This is a genomic window from Janthinobacterium sp. OK676, from assembly GCF_900103595.1.
Lineage (GTDB): Bacteria > Pseudomonadota > Gammaproteobacteria > Burkholderiales > Burkholderiaceae_D > Janthinobacterium.
In genome coordinates, this window is the sequence record NZ_FNHA01000006.1 from 159,731 (window position 1) to 173,480 (window position 13,750).

Consider the following 13,750-nt stretch of genomic DNA (forward strand, 5'->3'; position numbering starts at 1 on the left):
TCTCCTCGTATAGGTGGATCAGGCGGCCGCGCTGGCGCGCGCCTGCAGCTGCGACAGCACCAGGTGCGCCGACGACAGATTCGTCGCGCACGCCACGTTGTGCACGTCGCAGGCGCGCACCAGGGCGTTGATGTCCGGCTCGTGCGGCTGCGGCGTCATCGGGTCGCGCAGGAAGATCACGCAATCGATCAAGCCTTCCACCAGCAGGGAACCGATCTGCAAGTCGCCGCCGAACGGGCCCGAATGCTTGCGCTCGACCGCCAGCCCCAGTTCATTGATCAGGCGCCCGCCCGTGGTGCCCGTGGCCGACAGTTCGCAACCCTTCAAGAAATCCAGGTATTCGCCCGCCAGGGTAATCATGTCATCTTTTTTCTTGTCGTGGGCAATCAGGGCGATGCGTGTTTTCATGGTGAGGACTTTTCAGTGGGTGGAGGAATTATTTCTTTTTCGACAGCAAGTAAATACCGGCCAATACCAGGCTGGTGCCAGCCAGTTGCCAGTTGGTGATCGGTTCGTCGAGGATCATGGCGCCCAGGAACAGGGTCGACACGGGGCCGATCATGCCCGCCTGCGAAGCGACGGGCGCGCCGATGCGCTCGACGGCGATCATCGTCATGAAGACGGGCATCACCGTGCAAAAGATGCCATTGAGCAATGACAAACCATACACGGGCATGGGCTGTATCAGCAGTTCGACAGGGCGCAAAATGAAAAACTGGGCGATGCAGGCAAAGCTGGCCACGCACATCGCGTAGCTGACCAGACGCATCGAACCGATGCGTTTCACCAGTTCACCCGAGCCCAGCAGATACACGGCATACGAACAGGCCGAGCCCAGCACCAGGGTCGAACCCAGCGCCACATTGCTGGCCCCGCCCTGCAAGTCGTGCACGAACACGAGCACGATGCCGCAGTAGGAGGTGAGCAAGGCCAGCCACTGCAGGCGGCTGATGCTCTGCTTGAAATACACGGTGGTAATCAGGAGCACGAAGGTGGGCGTGAGGAACAGGATCAGGCGCTCGAGCCCCACGGAAATGTATTGCAGGCCCAGGAAATCCAGATAGCTGGACAGGTAATAGCCGACGAGGCCCAGCCCGACGAGGCGCAGGCGGTCGCGGTTTGATAGCGGCGGCTCCGTGCGCATCTTCCAGTACGCGATGACGGCGAACACGGGCAGCGAAAAGATCATCCTGAAGGCGATCAGGGTAACGGCGTCGATCTGGTAGCGGTACAGCAGCTTGGCGACGATGGCCTTGGTGGAAAACAGCACCGCCCCGCCCACGGCGATGGCCAGGCCACCGAGGTAGACGGAACGGGGAAGCGAAGACGGGGTTGCTTGCGGGGAACTGGAGCTCATGTCCAGATTGTAAGGCAAAAGCCAAAGACGGCTGACAACCCCAACGGCAAATACTGGGGTCGGACCCTGAGGGTCCGACCCCAGCCCTTGCATTTTGGGCTAGGAAATAAGCACCGCCGCCGCGCCCGCCGTCACCGTCGCCGTCGTCACGCGGGCAATCACGTTCGACGGTGCCGCCGTACCGATCAGCTTATTCACCTGCTTGAACTGCGCCACCAGCTTGCCCGGCGTTACAGTGACCACCGTGTAGCCCTGCGCATCCGTGTTCAGATGCTTGATCCACGGGTTGTTGCCCAGGCCGGACAATTGCTGCGCCAGGCCCAGCAGGGTCGTGCTGAAGTCAGTGCTCGCTTTCAAGCCGGCCTGCACGGCGGCGACCGTCGCGTCCAGTTGCGCTTCCGGTACGCCCTTGGCGGCCAAGGCGCCGCGCAGCTGCACACGCAATTGCTCCAGCAGGCTGTCGACGGTGGGCGCCGCCTTGCCCATGGTGTAGTCGAGCAGGTTGATGTCGAGATTGACCGTGCCCAGGCCCGTGACGGGAATGGCCAGCGGATAGCTGACGAGGGTGCCGATATCGCCCATGCTGCCGGCCGCCGACTTCAGGTAGCTGAAGAAAGAGTCCGAGCTGACGCCGGCCGACACCAGGTCCACCATGACGGGCGTGCCGCCGCCTGCCGCGTCGAAATCGTCGCTGACGGTGCCGACAAAAAACGAGTGGATATCGCCGGTCAGCGCCACCACGTTGCCGATGGCGTTCGTTTTCAGATGCGCCATCAGGTTCTTGCGCTCGCTGTTGTAGCCGTCCCACTGGTCGCAATTGAGCAGGAAGCGCGTGAAGAATGGCGCCAGCGCCGCTTGCTGGCCCGATGCGGCGACAAAGCTCGAGGCCGCGCCCTTGGCCTGCACGTCGGGCTTGATCCAGCCGAAGGCGATCACTTGCGCGGCGGCGGCCGGCGAGGCGCTGTTGTAGGCGGCCACCGTGATGCCGGCCTGGGCCGCGCTCAAGCCGGCGCCCACGGCAGCGGCGCCCTGGGCGCTGGCGTTCGCTGCCGCGCCGGCAATGGCCATGGCCACCGCTTGCGCCACGTTTTGCGCCGCGCCCGCCGTCGATGCTGCCACGATGGCGGACGCCAGCGGCACGCTGCCGCCCACCAAAGGCAGGGTGCTGGCGATGGCCTGGCCCACCTTGCTCATGGCGCTCAAGGCCAGCAAGGTGGCGATCGCGTCCGTGCCATTCAAGCCCATGCGCAGCAAGGACACTTCATTGCCCCACAGTTTCCAGGTGGAGGTCGCCGCCTTCATCTTGCTTTTCCACCAGTCGCGCTGCGTGCTGCCCAGCATGCCGACAGCGGCCAGCGGGTCGGCGCCGGCCTTGGTGGCGGCCGCCATTTTCTGCCCTTCCACGCTGTCGAACAGCGCTTGCGGCACCAGGTAGCGGCTGCCGATGCTGCCCAGCGGCTTGCCCGTGGCCGGGTTGATGGTCGACTCGGCGATCGCATGGTCGGCGCGGTACAGGCGCTCGTCCGTCATCACCAGCTGCATCAGTTTGCCGAACTGGAAATCGCGATAGATCTGGATGTTCTGGAACGTGGTTGCGGCGCCATCGAACGTGACGTCGGCCGGCATGTATTCGAACCAGGCCTGGTTGGCGCTGCGGCGGCGGGCCGGCTGGTGCAGATCGCTGCCGTCAAGCGCCACGATGCCTTCGTAGGTGGACGCATCCTGCCAGGCGTCGTCCGTGAATTCATGGTCATCCCAGATGGCGATGAAGGCAAAGCGTTCGTGCACGGCTTGCAGGCGCGCATCGGTACGGTATTTCTTGTACAGGTAGCGGTAATCGGCCACGGTGGTCGCGTATTTCGCGCCGGACGTGCCGCTCTTGAACGTGCCGTCGGGCAGTTTCAGCTGGTCGTGGCGGCTTTCCACGGCCCCGCTCTGGAACGCTTCGCCCACCGTTTCATAGATGTAGTCGCCCAGGTGGACGATGAAATCGAGGTTTTCATTGGCCGCGATGTGCGACAGCGCGCCCCAGTGGTTGATGCTCCAGTCCTGGCACGTCAGGTAGGCGAACTGCAGCTGCGCCACGTCGCTAGTGGCGGCGGGCGCCGTCTTGAAGCGGCCCACGTTCGAGCGCACGTCGCCGGCGATGAACTGGTAAAAATACACCTGGCCCGGCTGCAGGCCCGTCACCTTGTGGCGCAGGGTATTGTCGAAATCGGCTTTCAGGGGCAGTTTCGCGTCGACGATGGGCGTGCCGGCCAGGGCCGTGTTGCCGCCCAGGGCGGCCGTATTGTCGGCGGCGCTGACGATCAGGCGCACGGCCACGTCGGCCTTGCCGGCCACGGCGGGCGCGACGGCGTCGAAACTGGCGGGCACGACGCGCGTCCACAGCATGGCGCTGTCGGCGCGCGGGTCGCCCGAGGCCACGCTTTGCGGGAATTTCCAGTCGCCGCCCGAAGCGAGCGGCACGCCGGGATCGCTGTAGTCGGTGCTGCCGCAGGCGGCCAGGCCGACGGTGGCCACGGAGACGGTAATGAAGCCGCCCAATTTCAGAAATTGCCGTCTGTCCATTTGACTTGCCATGATGTCGCGCCCTCGATATGGTGAAAGCGCGTCACTTTAGCAACAGATTGTGTCATCCTGATGACGGGGCCATGCCGCTTCGCAAGGGGCCGATATGCTAAAATGTCGGCCACAATTGAACACCCGTCTAAGGAAGATTCGACATGGCAGGACATAGCAAATGGGCCAATATCAAGCATAAAAAGGCTGCCACCGATGCCAAGCGCGGCAAAATCTGGACGCGCCTGATCAAGGAAATCACGGTTGCGGCCCGCATGGGCGGTGCCGACGCCATCACCAATCCGCGCCTGCGCCTGGCAGTCGACAAGGCGGCTGACGCCAATATGCCGAAAGACAACGTCCAGCGCGCGATCAACCGCGGCAGCGGCGGCGTCGATGGCGCCAACTACGAAGAAGTGCGCTACGAAGGCTACGGCGTGGGCGGCGCGGCCGTCATCGTCGAATGCATGACCGACAACAAGGTGCGCACGGTGGCCGAAGTCCGCAACGCCTTCAACAAGAACGGCGGCAACATGGGCAACGAAGGCTCCGTCGCCTTCATGTTCCAGCACTGCGGCCAGCTGCTGTTCGCGCCGGGTACCGACGAGGACAAGCTGATGGAAGCGGCCCTGGAAGCGGGCGCCGACGACGTCATCGCCGATGAAGAAGGCGGCTTTGAAGTGGTGACGCCCGTGCACGATTTCGCCGCCGTCAAGGAAGCGCTGGAAGCGGCCGGCTTTAAGGCCGAGGTGGCCGAAGTCATCATGAAACCGGCGACGGAAACCGTGTACTCGGGCGACGACGCCATCAAGATGCAAAAGCTGATCGATGCGCTGGAACTGCTGGACGACGTGCAGGAAGTGTTTACCAACGCGTTAATAGAGAATTAATCACTCTGTACTCAAGGGCGGCACCGCCGCCCTGCAACCCACATTGAACGAACGGTCCCTATGAAAATTCTGGTAGTCGGCTCTGGCGGCCGCGAACACGCCCTGGCCTGGAAACTGGCCCAGTCCGAACGCATACAGATGGTGTATGTCGCGCCGGGCAACGGCGGCACCGCGCGCGATGCGCGCCTGGTCAATCTCGACATCAGCGATCCGCAATTGCTGGCCGACTTCGTTCAGCAGGAACACATCGGCCTGACGGTCGTCGGCCCGGAAGTGCCGCTGGCGGCCGGCATCGTCAACCTGTTCCGCTCGCGCGGCCTGAAAATCTTCGGCCCGACGAAAGAAGCGGCGCAGCTGGAATCGTCGAAAGACTTCGCCAAGGCCTTCATGCAGCGCCACGGCATCCCGACGGCCGCCTACCAAACGTTCTCCGACGTCGCTCCGGCGCATGCCTACATCGACGCCATGGGCGCGCCCATCGTCATCAAGGCCGACGGCCTGGCCGCCGGCAAGGGCGTCGTCGTTGCCATGACCCTGGAAGAAGCGCACCAGGCGGTCGACATGATGCTGTCCGATAACCAGTTCGGCGACGCCGGCGCGCGCATCGTCATCGAGGAATTCCTCGCCGGCGAAGAAGCGAGCTTCATCGTCATGTGCGATGGCAAGAACATCCTGCCGCTGGCCACCAGCCAGGATCATAAACGCCTGAAGGACCACGACCAGGGCCCGAACACGGGCGGCATGGGCGCGTATTCGCCGGCGCCGATCGTCACGCCGGCCATGCATGCGCGCGTCATGCGCGAGATCATCGTGCCGACCATCCAGGGCATGGCCAAGGATGGCATCACGTTCACGGGCTTCCTGTACGCGGGCCTGATGATCGACGACAAGGGCACGCCGAAGACGCTGGAATTCAACTGCCGCATGGGCGACCCGGAAACGCAGCCGATCATGGCGCGCCTGAAAACGGACCTGGTCACCGTCATGGAACACGCCGTCAACGGCACCTTGGACGCCGTGGAACTGGAATGGGACCGCCGCACGGCCGTTGGCGTCGTGATGGCCGCCGCCGGCTACCCGGACGATCCCGTCAAGGGCACGGCGATCGGCGACATCCCGGCCGAAACGCCGGATTCCGTCACCTTCCATGCGGGCACCCGCATCGACGGCGAACGCCTGGTCACCAATGGCGGGCGCGTGCTGTGCGTGGTGGGCTTGGGCGACAGCATCAAGATGGCGCAGAAGCAGGCGTATGAAACCGTGGAAAAAATCCATTTCGACGGCGCGCAGTACCGCCGCGACATCGGCTGGCGCGGCCTGAAGCACTAAGCAGGCCGCTTGCGGCAAACGGCGGGGCCGGCGCGGAAGTCATCCGCCCCGGCCCCGTTTGCATGGGCGCGCCGAAAAAACGGGCCTTGCGCTAAGATGCGGCCCATGCCCAGCCACATCCATCCTTCCCTCGCCCAGGTGCGCCGGCTCGGCCTGATCACGGCCGAGGAACTCGACGACGCCATCGCCGAACTCGACATCATCGAACTGCAGCGCGAGCACAACGAAGAAGAGGATATCGACGTGCCGGAACTGGCCGCCGGTGCGGGGCCCGTCGACACCCTGGCATGGCTGCTGCGCACGGACCTGCTGCCACAGGACGCCTTCCTGCAGCGGGTGCGCGAGCTGCCGCGCCAGCATGACGGCGCGGCACTGCTCGAACGCCAGCAACTGGCCGCCGATGCGCTGCGGCAGGTGAACCGCCACGCCATCGACGCCCTGTACGACGAAGACGTGATCGACCAGTGGCAGCGTGACGCCGCGCACGCCAGCCTGCCGACGGACCGCCTGCTCGCCTCGCCGGTCGCCGCCTTGCGCGACATGCTCCGGCGAGGCACCTTGTCCGCAGCCCAATTCGAGGCCCTGCGCCTGCGCACCCGCCAGCGCGGCTCCGAGCTGGCCCGCATCATCGTCGACGCCGCGGCGCGCCAGGCCCGCCGCGAGCGCCCCGCGCATGCGCGCCCGGGAACGTGGGTGAAAGCCGCGCTGCTGGTGCTGCTGCTGGCATTGGCGGCCAGCGCCATTATCAGCAAGCAGGCGCCCTCTCCCGCCGCCATCGCCGGGCAGGGCATAGCGCGGCCTGACCTGCAACAGAACGCCGCGCACGCCGTCGAAAGCACGCGCCCGCCCGGCGCCGGGCCGGAGCTCTCCATCACCGTGGTGCAGGACGACGCCCCGCCACCGGCGCCCTGAGCCACAACGCACTTCCCGCGCAGGCAGCCATGATGGCATACTGCCGTTTTGCCACCAATGCGGGGAAACCATGGCCTGGAATGAAGGATATGTGTCGGATATCGAGTACACCAACGGTTTTTACAGCGACCTGAGTCCGCATCACCTCAATTTCAGCTGCATCCTGCACGGCGTCGAGCCGGTGCCCCTGGATCAGCCCTACACCTATTTTGAACTGGGCTTCGGCCGCGGCCAGACGCTCAACGTCCTGGCGGCCGCCAATCCCAACGGCCAGTTCTACGGCAACGATTTCAATCCCGCGCATGTCGCCGGCGCACGCGCCCTGGCGGCAAAAGCACAGCTGGGCAATCTGACCCTGCTGGAAAACAGCTTCGAAGAATTGGGCCAGGGCCGCGTGCCCGGTCTGCCGCAGTTCGACTTCATTACCCTGCACGGCATCTACACCTGGGTCAACCGCGAAAACCGCCAGCACATCGTCGACTTCATCGCCCGCTACCTGAAACCGGGCGGCATCGTTTCGCTCAGCTACAACGCCATGCCTGGATGGAGTTCCGCCCTGCCCCTGCAACGCCTGCTGCTGGAGTTTTCCAACAGCTTTCCCGGACGCAGCGACCTGCAGATCCAGGCTGGCATCGCCTATGTGCAGCAGTTGCAGAACCTGCAGGCGGGCTACATCACGGACAATCCCGCACTCGCACCGCGCCTCAATGCGCTCATCAACAGCGATCCCCATTACAGCGTGCATGAATACCTGAACCAGGACTGGGAACCGCTGTACCACACCGACGTGATGCGCGATGTGGCGCGCGCCAAGCTCGATTTTGCCGGCTCCGCCGACCTGCCTTTTGCCTTTCCCGAGCTGTACCTGAACGCCGACCGGCAAGCCACCATCGACTTGCTGCCCGATGCGGCCATGCGTGAAACGATGAAGGATTATTTTCTCGATACCAGTTTCCGCAAGGACGTGCTGGTGCGGGGCGCGCGCCGCATGGGCGCCGCGCGCCAGGCGGAATGCCTGGCCGATGTGCACCTGGCCATGCTGGTGCCGCGCGCAAAAATGACCTTTAGCTTCCAGACCAAGGTTGGCGTAGTGACGGGAAACGAGCAGGTCTACGGCGCCGTCTGCGACGCGCTGGCAACCGGCCCGCATAGCCTGGCCGAATTGGCCGCACTGCCCTCATTGCCCGGACAAAGCATGCAAAGCCTGGCGGAGGTGGCAGCCATGCTGGTCACCGGCGGCCAGGTCGTGATGTATTTCCCGGATGTGGCGCAAAGCGGCAGCGACGACGCCGCCGCGCACCGCCTGAACCGGGCCATCGGCGCACAGTTGCGCTATGGCGACGACCACCGCATCCTGTGCTCGTCATTGGCTGGCAGCGGTATCAACATGGAATTCATCGACCGGCTGCTGTTTTCTCTGCTGACCCAGGAAGGCGAGCAACCGGACCTGGCCAGCTTGCAGGCGCAGGCGGCCAGCGCCATGGCGCGCTGCGGGCGCCGCCTGCTCAAGGACGGCGCGGCATGCGACGACGAGGCGGCGCACCAGCAGCTGCTCAACGCCGCCATCGACGAGTTCCTGCGTGAGAAACTGCCCGTGCTGCAGCAGTTGCGCATGTTGTAAGGGGCGCCAGCCGCAAAACCACAGCGCCAGCGCCGGCCTATCACAAAAACGCGTAACAGGGTACAATCCGTCCTTACTTTTTTATTTCGGCCTCGTCGGCCCACGCGATGTCGTCAACTCCCTCCCCTTCGGCCGTCAAGGCTTATCTGCTCGATTTGCAAAGCCGTATCGTGCAGGCGCTCGAAGCGCAGGACGGCAAGCCCTTCCTGACCGATGCATGGCAGCGCCCCGAGGGCGGCGGCGGCATTTCGCGGCTGATCGAGGAAGGCAATGTGTTCGAGCGTGGTGGCGTGAATTTTTCGCACGTCACAGGCGCCGCATTGCCGCCATCGGCAGCGGCCGCGCGCCCTGAATTGGGCGGCAAGGCGTGGGAAGCGATGGGCGTGTCGCTGGTGCTCCATCCGCGTAATCCCTACGCGCCCACGGTGCACATGAACGTGCGCTTTTTCACCACCGTGAATGCCGATGGCGCACCCGTATGGTGGTTCGGCGGCGGCATGGATTTGACGCCGTATTATGGCGACACGGGCGACGTCAAGCATTTTCACCAGGTGTGCCATGACGCGCTGGCGCCGTTTGGCGACGAGCTGCACCCGAAGTTCAAGCAGTGGTGCGACGATTATTTCTACCTGAAGCACCGGCGCGAAGCGCGCGGCGCAGGCGGCATCTTCTTCGACGACTTCAACGCCCTGGGCTTTGACGACAGCTTTGCCATGATGCGCAGCGCCGGCGACGCCTTCATCGACGCCTATGTGCCGATCCTGGCGCGCCGCAAGGACACGCCCTACGGCGAACGCGAACGCGATTTCCAGTGCTACCGGCGCGGACGCTACGTCGAGTTCAACCTGGTCTTCGACCGCGGCACCCTGTTCGGGCTGCAGTCGGGCGGACGCACCGAGGCGATCCTGATGTCGATGCCGCCCGTGGTCAAGTGGCGCTACGACTGGCACCCGGAAGCGGGCAGTCCCGAAGCGGCGTTGTATACTGACTTCCTCGTGCATCGCGACTGGCTGCAGGCGTGAAGGAAAGCGGTACGGCGTGCGTGGCGCTGCTCGGCGGCAGCTACGATCCGGTGCACATGGGCCATGTCGCGCTGGGCGCGCATTTTTCCAGCCTGCTGCACGCCGATGAACTGCGCGTGATTCCGGCAGGCGCGCCCTGGCAAAAGGATAAACTGGGCGCCACCGGCCAGCAGCGCGCCGAAATGGCCGGCCTTGCCTTTGCCGGCCTGCCCCTGCCCGTGGTGATCGACCGCCAGGAAATCGAGCGCAGCGAACATGGCCAGGCCAGCTACACCATCGATACCTTGCGCCAGGTACGCGCCGAGCTGGGACAGCGCGCTTCCATCGTTTTCCTGATGGGCGCCGACCAGCTGCAGCGGCTCGCGACATGGCGCGAATGGCAGCAATTATTTGAATACGCGCATATCTGCGTCGCGGCCCGCCCCGGCTTCGCGCTGAATGACACAGCAGTACCGCAAGTGGTCGCCGACGCATTTTCGCGCCGCCTGGGGTCTCTGGAAAGCATCCGCAACACGCCGCACGGTCTGACTTATCTGGCACAGGACTTCGCGGTGGATATCTCCGCCACCGAAATACGTGCGGCATTACAACGGGGGAATCGGGCGAACTCGCTTGTTTCCCCGCTAGTGCTAGACTATATTGAACAACATAATTTATACAAAAGCTAAATGGACATCAAAAAACTGCAAACCCTCGTCGTCGACGCCCTTGAAGACGTCAAAGGCCAAGACATCGCCGTCTTCGAAACGAGCCACCTGACCAGCCTGTTCGACCGCATCGCGATCGTCTCCGGTACCTCGAACCGTCAAACCAAGGCGCTGGCCGCCTCGGTGCGCGACAAGGTCAAGGACGCCGGCGGCCAGATCATCGGCATGGAAGGCGAGGACACCGGTGAATGGGTGCTGGTCGATCTGGGCGACATGATCGTCCACATCATGCAAGCGCCTATCCGCGCCTACTACCGTCTGGAAGAAATCTGGGGCGACACCCCGGTCAAGCTGGGCGCCGCCAAGCGCGCGCCGAAAAAAGCGGCCGGCGACGAGCCGAAAAAGGTCAGCGGCCATCTGGCGGCAAGCAAGGCCAATGTGGAAGCGACGCCCGTGATCGAGAAAAAGGCGCCGGCCAAGAAAGCCACGGCCGCCACCGCCGCCAAGAAAGCCCCGGCCAAGAAAGCCGCCGCTTCCAAAGCCGTCGGCAAGACCGTGAAAGTCGCGCCGACCAAGACCGAAGCAGCCGCCGTGAAAGCGCTGAAAGCGCTGCCGGAGAAAAAAGTACGCGCCCCACGCGCGGCCAAGCCGGCAGCCGATGCTGCACCGGCAAAAACCGTGATCAAGCGTATCAAAAAAGTCGAAGCGTAAGCCTCGATGCAGCTCATCATCGCTGCGGTCGGCCATAAAATGCCGGCCTGGATAGAGACGGGCTTCGCGGAATACGCGAAGCGCATGCCGCCGGAATTGCGCATCGTGCTGAAAGAAATCAAGCCGGTGGAGCGTTCCGGCAGCAAGACCGCCGCCACGGCGATGGCGCTCGAACGCGAGCGCATCGAAGCCGTCCTGCCCAAGGGCGTGCGCATCATCGCCCTCGACGAACGCGGCAAGGACCTGACCAGCGTCGGCCTGTCGCAGCAGTTGATGGCGTGGCAGCAGGATGGCCGCGACACCGCCTTCCTGATCGGCGGCGCCGACGGCCTCGATCCGCAACTCAAGGCACGTGCCGAAGGCATGCTGCGCATTTCCAGCATGACCCTGCCGCACGGCGTGGTGCGCGTGATCCTCGCCGAGCAGCTCTATCGGGCCTGGTCGATCACGCAAAACCACCCCTATCACCGCGTCTGAACTCCCCCATGAAAACGGCTGATCACAAGATCTACCTCGCTTCCAAAAGTCCGCGCCGGCGCGAACTGCTGCGCCAGATCGGCGTCGATTTCGAATTGCTGCTGCTGCGCAGCGACGGCCCGCGCGGCGCCGACGTCACCGAGGAAGTCTTCCCCGGCGAATCGGCGCTCGACTATGTCGCCCGCGTGTCGAATGAAAAAGCCGCCTTCGCGTGGGATCTGGTGCGCCGCCGACACCTGACCCCGCGTCCCGTGCTGGCGGCCGACACCACCGTCACCATCGACGGCGTCATCCTCGGCAAACCGGCCGACCGGGCGGAAGCGGTGGCGATGCTGCAGCAGCTGTCGGGCCGCACGCACGAGGTGCTGACCTCGATCGCCGTGCACTACAAGGATTTCGCCGAGCAGCGCACGCAGGTGTCGCAAGTGCGCTTCGGCGTGCTCTCGCCCGCCTCGATCGCCGCCTACTGCGCCACGCCGGAACCGTACGACAAGGCCGGCGCCTACGGCATCCAGGGCAGCGCCGCGCTGTTCGTCGAGTACATCGAAGGCAGCCATTCCGGCATCATGGGCCTGCCCCTGTACGAGACCGCGCAATTGCTGCGTGAAGCGGGTTTGCCCCTGCCCTGATCCCGGGTATGATGTCATTCGTTGCCTCCACTCCCGCGCCCCCATGAACGAAGACATCCTGATCAATATCACGCCGCAAGAAACGCGCGTCGCCCTCATCCTGCAGGGCGCCGTGCAGGAATTGCACATCGAGCGCACGCTCACGCGCGGCCTGGCCGGCAATGTGTATTCCGGCAAGGTGGTGCGGGTATTGCCGGGCATGCAATCGGCCTTCATCGACATCGGCCTGGAGCGCGCCGCCTTCCTGCACGTGGCCGACATCTGGGAAGCGCGCGGCCACGACGGCCAGAACGCCACGCCGGCGCCGATCGAAAAAATCCTCTTCGACGGCCAGGTGCTGACGGTGCAGGTGATCAAGGACCCGATCGGCACCAAGGGTGCGCGCCTGTCGACGCAGATTTCCATCGCCGGGCGCATGCTGGTGTACCTGCCGCAGGATAAACATATCGGCATTTCGCAGAAGATCGAGAAGGAAGCGGAGCGCGAGCAATTGCGCGTGCGCCTGCAAAGCCTGCTGCCGCCCGATGAAAAGGGCGGCTACATCGTGCGCACCATGGCCGAGGACGCGTCCGACGCGGACCTGAAGGCGGACGTCGACTACCTGCGCAAGACCTGGAGCACGATCACGCACGGTGCGCGCACGCGGCCCGCCACCAGCCTGCTGCACCAGGACTTGAGCCTGGCGCAGCGCGTGCTGCGCGACTTCGTCGGCGATGAAACGGCCACCATCCAGGTCGATTCGCGCGAAAACTATGTGAAACTGCGCGAATTCGCGGAAATCTACACGCCCAGCGAACTGACGCGCCTGCAGCACTACACGGGCGAACGCCCGCTGTTCGATTTATATGGCGTGGAAGAAGAGATTTTGCGCGCGCTGGGCCGCCGGGTCGACCTGAAGTCGGGCGGCTACCTGATCGTCGACCAGACGGAAGCGATGACCACCATCGACGTCAACACGGGCGGCTTCGTCGGCGGGCGCAATTTCGCCGACACGATTTTCAAGACCAACCTGGAAGCGGCGCACGCCATCGCGCGCCAGCTGCGCCTGCGCAACCTGGGCGGCATCATCATCCTCGACTTCATCGACATGGACAACGCCGAGCACCGCAACGCCGTGCTGGCCGAACTGAAACGCACCTTGTCGCGCGACCGCACCAAGGTTTCGGTGAGCAACTTTTCGCCGCTGGGTCTGGTGGAAATGACACGCAAGCGCACGCGCGAATCGCTGGCCCACATTCTGTGCGAACCGTGCCCCGCCTGCGCCGGCAAGGGCCAGGTAAAAACCTCGCGCACGATCTGCTATGAAATCCTGCGCGAACTGCTGCGCGAAGCCAAGCAGTTCAACCCGCGCGAATTCCGCATCCTCGCCTCGCAGGAAGTCGTGGATCTGTTCCTCGAAGAAGAATCGCAGCACCTGGCCATGCTGGGCGACTTCATCGGCAAGAAAATCTCGCTGCAGGTGGAGAATGCCTACCATCAGGAGCAGTACGACGTGATTTTGATGTAGGAAATTTATACAATTAAATCAATAGCTTATCTACAAATTTTGTAAAATAATGTTTTAGCTACGCAGCTGACTACACAAACAGCAGC

At 63.9% G+C, this 13,750-nt stretch carries 13 protein-coding genes; 10 read left to right on the forward strand and 3 right to left on the reverse strand.

The window, feature by feature from the left end; all coding sequences use genetic code 11:
* Window positions 1–18: 18 nt before the first annotated feature.
* The 3 genes from BLU39_RS13970 to BLU39_RS13980 form a co-directional block, all read right to left on the reverse strand.
* Window positions 19–408 carry a methylglyoxal synthase gene (locus BLU39_RS13970; protein ID WP_034786684.1) on the reverse strand — a complete coding sequence of 130 codons (390 nt, stop codon included), beginning with the start codon at window positions 406–408 and terminating at the stop codon, window positions 19–21.
* Between the two features lie 28 nt (window positions 409–436).
* Window positions 437–1,357 (reverse strand): DMT family transporter, encoded by a 921-nt coding sequence (locus BLU39_RS13975; RefSeq protein ID WP_092713931.1) that lies wholly within the window; start codon window positions 1,355–1,357, stop codon window positions 437–439.
* A gap of 99 nt (window positions 1,358–1,456) precedes the next feature.
* Window positions 1,457–3,928, reverse strand: a complete 2,472-nt coding sequence (locus BLU39_RS13980) for an alkaline phosphatase D family protein (protein ID WP_092713933.1) — start codon at window positions 3,926–3,928, stop codon at window positions 1,457–1,459.
* Between the two features lie 155 nt (window positions 3,929–4,083).
* Here BLU39_RS13980 and BLU39_RS13985 point away from each other — a divergent pair, with 155 nt between their 5' ends.
* From BLU39_RS13985 to rng, 10 genes are all read left to right on the forward strand, one after another.
* Window positions 4,084–4,809: a YebC/PmpR family DNA-binding transcriptional regulator gene (locus BLU39_RS13985; RefSeq protein ID WP_072455668.1), complete on the forward strand. Its 726-nt coding sequence runs from the start codon at window positions 4,084–4,086 to the stop codon at window positions 4,807–4,809.
* A gap of 60 nt (window positions 4,810–4,869) precedes the next feature.
* On the forward strand, window positions 4,870–6,138 hold the full coding sequence (purD, locus tag BLU39_RS13990; protein WP_046686096.1) for a phosphoribosylamine--glycine ligase: 1,269 nt from the start codon (window positions 4,870–4,872) through the stop codon (window positions 6,136–6,138).
* A 105-nt stretch (window positions 6,139–6,243) separates the two neighbouring features.
* Window positions 6,244–7,050, forward strand: coding sequence for a hypothetical protein (locus tag BLU39_RS13995; RefSeq protein ID WP_139178277.1), 807 nt, complete (start codon window positions 6,244–6,246; stop codon window positions 7,048–7,050).
* A gap of 70 nt (window positions 7,051–7,120) precedes the next feature.
* On the forward strand, window positions 7,121–8,671 hold the full coding sequence (locus tag BLU39_RS14000; RefSeq protein WP_092713937.1) for a class I SAM-dependent methyltransferase: 1,551 nt from the start codon (window positions 7,121–7,123) through the stop codon (window positions 8,669–8,671).
* A 107-nt stretch (window positions 8,672–8,778) separates the two neighbouring features.
* Window positions 8,779–9,693, forward strand: a complete 915-nt coding sequence (gene hemF, locus BLU39_RS14005; protein ID WP_092713939.1) for an oxygen-dependent coproporphyrinogen oxidase — start codon at window positions 8,779–8,781, stop codon at window positions 9,691–9,693.
* A 20-nt stretch (window positions 9,694–9,713) separates the two neighbouring features.
* Complete coding sequence (nadD, locus tag BLU39_RS14010; protein ID WP_269800014.1) at window positions 9,714–10,361, forward strand: nicotinate-nucleotide adenylyltransferase; 648 nt, start codon at window positions 9,714–9,716, stop codon at window positions 10,359–10,361.
* Window positions 10,362–11,051, forward strand: a complete 690-nt coding sequence (gene rsfS, locus BLU39_RS14015) for a ribosome silencing factor (protein WP_092713943.1) — start codon at window positions 10,362–10,364, stop codon at window positions 11,049–11,051.
* A 6-nt stretch (window positions 11,052–11,057) separates the two neighbouring features.
* The gene (gene rlmH, locus BLU39_RS14020) at window positions 11,058–11,528 is read left to right on the forward strand and encodes a 23S rRNA (pseudouridine(1915)-N(3))-methyltransferase RlmH (protein WP_034747108.1); all 471 of its coding nucleotides are present in this window, start codon (window positions 11,058–11,060) and stop codon (window positions 11,526–11,528) included.
* A gap of 8 nt (window positions 11,529–11,536) precedes the next feature.
* On the forward strand, window positions 11,537–12,157 hold the full coding sequence (locus BLU39_RS14025; RefSeq protein WP_092713945.1) for a Maf family protein: 621 nt from the start codon (window positions 11,537–11,539) through the stop codon (window positions 12,155–12,157).
* 43 nt (window positions 12,158–12,200) lie between these two features.
* Window positions 12,201–13,664 carry a ribonuclease G gene (gene rng / locus BLU39_RS14030; RefSeq protein WP_034747098.1) on the forward strand — a complete coding sequence of 488 codons (1,464 nt, stop codon included), beginning with the start codon at window positions 12,201–12,203 and terminating at the stop codon, window positions 13,662–13,664.
* Window positions 13,665–13,750 lie beyond the last annotated feature (86 nt).